The sequence below is a fragment of the Bradyrhizobium sp. genome, assembly GCF_036735945.1.
Taxonomy (GTDB): Bacteria; Pseudomonadota; Alphaproteobacteria; order Rhizobiales; family Xanthobacteraceae; genus Bradyrhizobium.
Genome location: NZ_DAINNI010000016.1, coordinates 75,464 through 83,684 on the forward strand (window position 1 = coordinate 75,464; position 8,221 = coordinate 83,684).

The 8,221-nt window shown below is 56.4% G+C and carries 6 protein-coding genes; 2 read left to right on the forward strand and 4 right to left on the reverse strand.

Going from position 1 to position 8,221, the window contains the following annotated elements:
* Window positions 1-105 precede the first annotated feature (105 nt).
* From V7E26_RS08585 to V7E26_RS08600, 4 genes are all read right to left on the reverse strand, one after another.
* Window positions 106-1,482 (reverse strand): glycosyltransferase family 4 protein, encoded by a 1,377-nt coding sequence (locus tag V7E26_RS08585; protein ID WP_324415016.1) that lies wholly within the window; start codon window positions 1,480-1,482, stop codon window positions 106-108.
* Window positions 1,454-2,767, reverse strand: a complete 1,314-nt coding sequence (locus tag V7E26_RS08590; RefSeq protein ID WP_324415017.1) for a nucleotide sugar dehydrogenase — start codon at window positions 2,765-2,767, stop codon at window positions 1,454-1,456. The genes V7E26_RS08585 and V7E26_RS08590 overlap by 29 nt, the downstream gene beginning before the upstream one ends.
* A 266-nt stretch (window positions 2,768-3,033) precedes the next feature.
* Entirely contained in the window at window positions 3,034-3,987 is a 954-nt protein-coding gene (locus V7E26_RS08595) for a glycosyltransferase (protein ID WP_324415018.1), read from the reverse strand.
* Window positions 3,988-4,057: 70 nt separating this feature from the next.
* Window positions 4,058-5,053, reverse strand: a complete 996-nt coding sequence (locus V7E26_RS08600) for a glycosyltransferase family 2 protein (protein ID WP_324415019.1) — start codon at window positions 5,051-5,053, stop codon at window positions 4,058-4,060.
* A 430-nt stretch (window positions 5,054-5,483) separates the two neighbouring features.
* Between V7E26_RS08600 and V7E26_RS08605 the strand changes: the two genes are divergently transcribed.
* Both V7E26_RS08605 and V7E26_RS08610 read left to right on the forward strand, forming a co-directional pair.
* On the forward strand, window positions 5,484-6,989 hold the full coding sequence (locus V7E26_RS08605) for a lipopolysaccharide biosynthesis protein (protein WP_324415020.1): 1,506 nt from the start codon (window positions 5,484-5,486) through the stop codon (window positions 6,987-6,989).
* Between the two features lie 39 nt (window positions 6,990-7,028).
* Window positions 7,029-8,078: a hypothetical protein gene (locus V7E26_RS08610; protein ID WP_324415021.1), complete on the forward strand. Its 1,050-nt coding sequence runs from the start codon at window positions 7,029-7,031 to the stop codon at window positions 8,076-8,078.
* Window positions 8,079-8,221: the final 143 nt, after the last annotated feature.

The following is an 8,221-nucleotide window of genomic DNA, read 5'->3' on the forward strand; positions in this document are numbered from 1 at the left end:
CCAAAGGCGCTACGTCACCAATGAGGGGGCGTCAGCACCGGCTGTTCATATGCACAACTGCAGGGAGCAAGGGGACCCTGATGTGGCCGCCGAAGTCGGCGCCCGTCACGCAGTATCACTCGTAGTGGCTTCCTTGGCCGCGCGTTTGGTGACGTCCGCGCGTGCGTGCTGAACCTGCGATCTTCGGTCGGCATCTCTCGCCGAAAGGTCGAATAACCGCCCGATGGTCTGGCTCCTCTTGGCGCGCGCATCTTCGTTCAAGCTCAGTTCAAACAGGGCTTCATATGCCCGAAGCAGTTTTGGTGCTTCATGCGGCCATTCAAGGCATTCGAGCACACGGGCTCTGCCAAATTCTCCGAGACGTTTGCGCCGCTCTGCGTCCCCGAGCAGCTCGACGATCTTGTCGGCGAAATCGACGGGATCGTTGGATTTGGCGTAGAGCGATGCCTCCTGCGCCGTAAATCTTCCTTCCGTCAGATCGAACTGCACAATCGGCTTACCAAGCGCCATATATTCCATGATCTTGTTCATGGTGGACTTGTCGTTCATCGCATTGCATTCGTCCGGATTGACGCAGACATCGGCCGTATTCAGAATCTTGAGCAGTTCCGTGTCGGGAATTCGGCCGGCAAAGGTCACGTAGTCGGCTACATCTAGCTCGGTCGAGAGGGCCTTGAGCCGCTCGAGTTCCGGTCCTCCGCCCGCGATGCAGAACTGAATATCGCGGCGTCCAAGCACATGGACGATGTATCTAGCCGCCTCCAGCAGATATTTCAGACCTTCCTGCGCGCCCAGGACTCCCACATATCCGACGCAATAAGCGCGTCCCTTTTTCAGCGAAGGATCGGGCGGAACAATCCTCAATCGTTCAAGGTTGGGCCCCGATCGGACCACGAAAACACGGTCGTGCTTCATCCGGCCACGCTCCAGGGCGATGGTCCGATATGAATTGTTTGTCGCGATCGAAATGTCGGCGACGGCAAAGGTCCAACGTTCCAGCGCGGCAACTACCCGATAGAGAAAATTGCGCTTGCCGAACTTTGCCTCGAACAGTTCAGGGTTGATGTCGTGATGATCGAAAACGAACTTCTTGCCGAGGAACAGCTTGAAGAATCCCCCGATCAGAAAGATGAGGTCGGGGGGATTGCATGCGTGAATGACGTCGAAACCGCGTTCGAAATACACGCGCCAGGCAAGAATGAATTCCCAAAACAGCGCGACGCTGTACTCGACAAAATAGAGATGCATCCGGCGCGCTTCTATCAGCGGATGACGGTATACGTGAATCCCGTCTATGACCTCGCGACGAGCATCGGCGCCATGCCCGGTCGGACAGATCACCGAAACCTCATACCCAGCCTTCACCAGGGTCGTGGCCTCATTCCAGACGCGACGGTCGAACGGGACCGGAAGATTCTCGACGATGATCAGAACTCGCCGCGGCTTTGAGAAGTTACCAGCCAATGCCATCGTATTGTCCATTCAGGCTGTTGAAATCGCGGATACGAACGAGGTCGACAACAAACTGTTCGGGCCGTATGCGAGACGCGATGTTGCGGAATTCCGGATCGCCGTTTCCGATGACAATGATCTCGCCGTGCGAAAGCGCCTGCTCGAGAGAATCGACGAGCAGCGAAGAAACATGCGGAATCATGCGCAACAGATAGTCCCTGTTTGCGCCCACGAGCTTTGAAAGGTTGACGTTACGATCGAAGATGCGGACGTCGTATCCCTTGCCGATAAGACGCTCGATGATTTCCAGGATCGGACTCTCTCGAAGATCGTCAGTGCCGGCCTTGAAGCTCATGCCGAGAATGCTCACCGCACGCTTGCCGCGCTGCGTGATCATTTCGAAGCCGCGATTGGTTTGCTTTTCGTTTGACGGAAGGACGGAGCCGAGCAGCGGCAGGTCCAGATCGAGGGACCGAGCCCGGTGAACCAGGGCTCGAACGTCCTTGGGCAAGCAGGAGCCTCCGAACGAAAATCCCGGTTTGAGATAGTAGCTCGAAAGATTCAGCTTCGTGTCCTGACAGAAGATATCCATCACCTGGTGACTGTCGATGTCCAGGCTCTTGCAGATCACTCCGATCTCGTTCGCAAACGATACTTTCACCGCGTGCCAAACGTTGTCCGAGTATTTTATCATTTCGGCGACGGCAATCGAGGTGCGGATAACAGGCGCATCAATCCCGCTGTAGAGCGACTCGATCTCGTTTGCCGTCCGCTCGTCCTCCGCGCCGATCACCGTCTTCGGCGGCGAGTGGAAGTCGTCGATGGCGGTGCCCTCACGCAGGAACTCGGGGTTGCTGCCGACGCCCAGGGAAACGCCGACTTTCCTTCCGCTGGCTTTTTCAAGCTCCGGAATTACGACGTTGCGAATGGTTCCCGGGAGGACGGTCGATCGAACGATGACGGTGTGCCACGATTGCTTCTTGCGAAGCGCGGCTCCGATTTCCCTGCAGACGGATTCCAGGGCGCCGGTATCGAGATCACCGTTCCTTCTGCTCGGCGTTCCAACGCAAATAAGGGACAGATCCGTTGCCAGGACCGCCTCTTCGGCGTCCTGGGTTGCCTTGAGGCGCCCGCTGCGAACTCCGTCGGAGATCGTCTCATCGAGCCCTTTTTCGATGACCGGCGAGTTCCCCTGATTTATCAGCGTGACTTTCGCCTGCGCATAATCGACACCGATGACTGAATGCCCCTGGGCGCTGAGGCAGCCCGACGTGACGGCGCCAACATATCCGAGACCGAAAATACTGATTTTCATGACAAAATTATCGCGGGCCTGGTTTGATGTCGTCCGTTCAAAATAGTTGTCGAACGGAAATGAGCGAGGATTCCTAGCCGAGTAACGGGTGATTATCTATACGATTAAATGGAAATATTTAATATCGTAAATGGGGGTGCTTAATAGCACGAAACTGAATTCCCGCAATATGGGCGTGGGCGCTCACGAACGTGGTTCTTCGCACTCTTGCGGGAACGCTCATCACCTATGCGCGGTGCCCGAATAGCGCGCGGCGCGGTCTGGCTTCAAATGCTCGGCCCCAGGCGGTATGGGCTGAGGCGTTTCACCTTGAAAGCCAGTGGTCCCAGACAGGCGGCGCCGAAAAGCACCCAGGCCCGCAATTTCCACGGATGTCGCACCAGAAGCCTGATGGCGTACTTTCGGGCCGTGCGAAAGTTCTTGCCCGCAAACGAGGCGCGACTCCATATCCACATCAGTTCATCTTCGGATCCGGAGCCAACGTGGTATTGGCGATAGGGCAGGGGCTCGGTTATCTGACGCCGAGTCTTGGCGTCGTCCAATGCGCGCCTCGCGGCCGGCAACTGTTCTTCATGACGTCTGACCGTGACGCTCTTGAGATGCAGTCGATACTGCAGAAGGATCTCCGGCAGATTTGCCAGTTTGCCGATCTCCGCCATGCGCAGAAACAGATCGTAATCTTCCGCTCCATACTTGAATTCGGCTCGATAGCCTCCGACCTGGAGGAAGCTCGACTTTCGCATCATGACAGAAGGTTGAAGAATTCCTCCGCCCAAACCTGTCATGTGCTGGGCATCAATGTCTTCGTGGCTTTCGGGCACTGGCCAGCTGCTTATCGGTAATCCATCCGGATCGATACGCATCGCCGGACAACCAACGGCGCAACATTCCGGGTGCGCATCGAAGTAGCGAACCTGTTTTGCAAATCGATCGGGCAGGGAGATGTCGTCGGCATCCATCCTCGCCAGCAATTCGCCGGCAGCGATATCGGCCGCCGAATTCAGCCCATCGACGAGCCCCCTGTGCTCTCCGGCAATAACCCTTATTCGTGTGTCACGAGCCGCAGCCGCCCTTGCGATCGCTTGCGATCCGTCCGTCGAGCCGTCATCCAGCACCAGCAATTCGAAGTCGTCGAACGTTTGGTTCAAAACGCTGTCGATCGCCTGAGCCAGATAGCTCTCGCCATTGTACACAGGAAGAAGGACAGAGACGCGCGGCATGAACGAACCATCCCAGCAACTCAGCGCCTCGTTGTTGACGGCAGCGCGGTTGTAATTTCAGCGGTTGTGACTAGTGCGAATTCACCGGTTCCAGCAGACGACGAACGCCTCGGATGGCCGGGGCGGGAACGAGCCGAATTGCAAACAGTTTTGCCATCCTGAGAGAATAGATCGCAGCAGCCGCGGGAAGTTGTCGATGCCAGCGCCAAAGTACTGAACTCAGTTCACTGACGCTGATTCCGGCCTTGCAGCTTTCGATCAGGAGGAACGCAACATTCAAGGATAGATATCGCTTTGCGTTCAATTTGATCTGCTCACGCTTGCGAGGATCCTTAACCGTGCGGTCGGCGATGCTCGAGATCAGATCAGCAAGCTTCTCGAGGTCCTTCAAGAGTACGTCGATGCTGAAAGCAGACGTCTGGCTGTTGTGGTGAAAAGCGTACGTGCCGCAGCGCTCATTCAGGAGGCCGACCTTTCCCTCCAACAAGAGGGTCGCGATTGCGGCGTAGTCCGGAGCATAGCAAAAATCAGCGAGAAATCCTCCCTTGCTACGCAACAGGTCTGCCCGCAACAGGACGGTGCACAGTTGAACCGTCATCCTGCCTCGCAGAAGCTCGAGAAGGATATCGGCGCCATCCCAGATTCCGGTTTCAAACTTCTGGCTGCCGGCGGCGGGCAAAATGCGCCCATCAGAGATCGAGTGGCGCTGTGTCAATCCGACGACGATAGGCAAATCACGCTCGCGTTCAACGAATGCGATACAGCGTTCCAGGAAGTCGGGATCGATTCCGTCGTCGTCGGAAAGCAGCACGACGTATTTGCCCCGAGCTTCGTTCAGGCAGGCATTCCAGTTTCCAAGGAGACCTATGTTCTCCTTCTGCCGTATGACCCGTAACCGCCGATCGGTGAACTCGCTGAGTACCTTGCCCGTTTCATCGGTAGAGGCATTGTCGGACACCAGGAGCTCAAAGTCTTGATAGGTTTGCGCGAGAGAGGTCGCGACACAAACCTTCAGCAGTTCTGCTCTATTAAACGTGGGAATGGCTATAGTAATCAGCGGTCCCACGGAGTTGTCCCGATGCTCGCGATGTTCGTTTAACATGGGCGGCCAAATCGATATATTTAAAGCGTTGAACGATTATCTAGCACAAGGCTCGGGAAAACCCTAATACGGCAGTCAGGCTGCGGTTGATGCGGCACGGCATGGTAAATGGAACTCGCCGCGTCAGCCGCAGCAGCAAGCCCGGTCGGGGCGTTTTGTCCCCGCGACAGCAGGTGCTTGGATCAGCCGTCCTTGGTGCCTCGTGAATTTTGCGGCCAGCCGCTGGCGTGAAAACAATTTATTATGGTTAGTGGAGCAATATCTATTGAACCAATCTCCAATAGAAATGGGGCTTGCTTGGCAGTTTGGAGGCCGGTAACTCGATGTTGAATGTTGGCGTTTTGCGGCATTTTACAAGCAGCGGCGCGGCCGCGAGACAGCGGAATAACTGTCAATGATTAAACCGTTTAAGGAGGAGCAGGCGGGGGAGTCGCTTGTCTCCTTGAAGCAGAGGGCAGTGCGCGGTGGTTTGGCCAAGCTTGTTGGTCAGGCGGTGAACTTCGTTCTTCGCATTCTCTTCGTAGCCGCAATGGCGCGACTGCTCGATCCGGCAGACTTCGGACTGGTAGCGATGGTTACCGTCATCACCGGCTTCTATGGGCTGTTTACTGAAGCCGGACTTTCAACCGCCACGATTCAGAGGGCTGCGATCACGAACGAGCAGATATCAACGCTGTTCTGGATCAACCTGATGGTTGGTGTGTTGCTCGCATTTTTGTGTCTGCTCAGCGCGCCCGTCGTGGTCCGTTTCTATGACGAACCTCGTCTTTTCTGGATCATGGTTGTCATGGCGGGGGGATTCATCATCAATGCCGCCGGGGTCCAGCATGCGGCGCTTCTTGATCGCCACCTGCGTTTTGCCATCATGACGGCGATCGAAGTCTCTTGCCAGTTGGCCAGTATTGCCGTCGGCATCAGCATGGCCCTCGCGGGTTTTGGCTATTGGTCGCTCGTGGCTGCGACGATCGCTTCGCAAATCGTCTTCGTTAGCTGTGTCTGGACGATCGCCGCCTGGATTCCCGGATTGCCGCGGCGCAGCGCCGGGACCCGCTCGATGCTGCGCTTTGGTGGTACCGTAACCCTGAACGGCCTGGTGGTTTATGTCGCCTATAACCTCGAGAAGCTTCTTCTCGGCCGCTTCTGGGGGGCGGATGTGCTCGGCCTGTATGGCAGGGCCTACCAACTCATCAATATTCCGACGGCTAACCTCAACTCGGCAATCGGCGGAGTGACCTTTGCCGCGCTGTCGCGGCTTCAGCACGATCCGCCTCGACTGAATAGCTATTTCCTGAAGGGCTATCGCCTCGCGAATTCACTGACATTGCCGACCACGATGTTCTGCGCGTTGTTCGCCGATGACATCATCCTGGTCTTGCTGGGGCCGAAGTGGATCGAGGCCACGGATATCTTTCGCCTCCTCAGTCCGACGATCCTGATCTTCGGGATGATCAATCCGTTCGCCTGGCTGCTCATGTCGACGGGATTGCAGGAAAGAAGCTTGAAGATTGCTCTGGTGATTGCCCCGTTGGTCATTACGGCCTACTGCATCGGACTGCCGTTCGGCCCGACCGGCGTCGCATTGGCATACTCGACCGCGATGATGGTCTGGCTCGTTCCGCACATATTCTGGTGCGTGCACGGCACTGCGATTTCTCCAAGAGACGTCTTGTTCGCGATAAGCAAGCCGCTGATTTCGGCTGTGCTGGCCGGGGGAGTGGCTTTCTTCGCCAAATTCTTCATCGCACAATTGAATCCCGCCTTCCTGCGGTTGGCGGTGGAAGGCGGCGTCATGTTTATAGTCTATTTCGTGACGTTGTTGTTTGTCATGGGTGACAAGGGGCTGTATCTTGACCTTTTCAGAGGCGTCAAAGGAAGCAGGTCGGCTGAGGCCGAAGTTTGAGCCGGTGATAGGTTTCAAAGCATTGCAACGGTGAGAAAGATGGAATTACGCGCGGGCGACTGGGTCGAAGTGCGGAGCAGGCAGGAGATCCTCGCGACGCTCGACAAGAATGGCCGATTGGAGCAGATGCCTTTCATGCCGCAGATGATGCAGTTCTGCGGGAAACGTTTCAAGGTTTACAAGCGGGCACACAAGACGTGTGACACAGTCAACCCGGTCGCGGGCAAGCGCGTAAACGACGCAATTCATCTTGACCTTCGCTGCGACGGACTTGCGTACGGTGGCTGCCAGGCAGCCTGTCTGCTGTTCTGGAAGGAGGCGTGGCTCAAACCTATCAACAACGAGTCGGTTGCGTCACGTCCTTCCAATCCGGGAGAGGAAGGGGTCGTGGCGGCCCTGTGTACCGAAGAAGACGTCCGGAACGGTATCGGGACCCAAGATAAAGACGGCGAGATGCGCTATACTTGCCAGGCGACGGAACTGCCGTCCTACACCACGCCGCTTCCGTGGTGGGATATGAGCCAGTATCTTGAGGATTATCGCTCCGGAAACGTTGGTCTGGGCCGCATTGCGTCCGGACTTATCTACGTCCTGTATTACAACTTGACCTTGGCGAAGCGGGGCAAGTCGGGTGGCCCGGCACGTTGGCTGTATGACCGTTTTCAATGCCTGATCGGCGGCATACCGTTTCCACGCAGGAAGGGAACCATCGCGCCGGGGCAGCCAACCCCGGCCGTCACGCTGAACCTGCAGCCAGGGGAGCTCGTGCGGGTGAGGCCTTACAGCGAAATTCTTGCGACGCTGGACGGCGTATCAAATCGTGGGATGACCTTCGACGCGGAACTCGTTCCGTTTTGTGGTCGGGTTTATAAGGTGCAGGCGAGAGTGGAGAACTTCATCAATGAAAAAACCGGCAAGATGTCTCACATGAAGACACCGGCGGTGATTCTTGAAGGAGTTTGGTGTGAATCCCGCTACAGCAATTGTCGAATGTTCTGCCCAAGAAGCATTTACGCATGGTGGCGCGAAATCTGGCTTGAAAGGGTCGACAATAACTCGTCGTCCGTGAAGAAGTGTCCAAGCCGTTGAGTGAGAGTCGGTTTTTGGCCCCGCTGCGGATTTGAGATTGCAAGCTTTTGGGGTCGGGAGGCCGGAAAGCTTGCAATTTCATTTTCAAGATTGAACGAAGCCGCTGGCGCGGCAATTGAGGAGAGATCGCAAAAGCGGGCTCC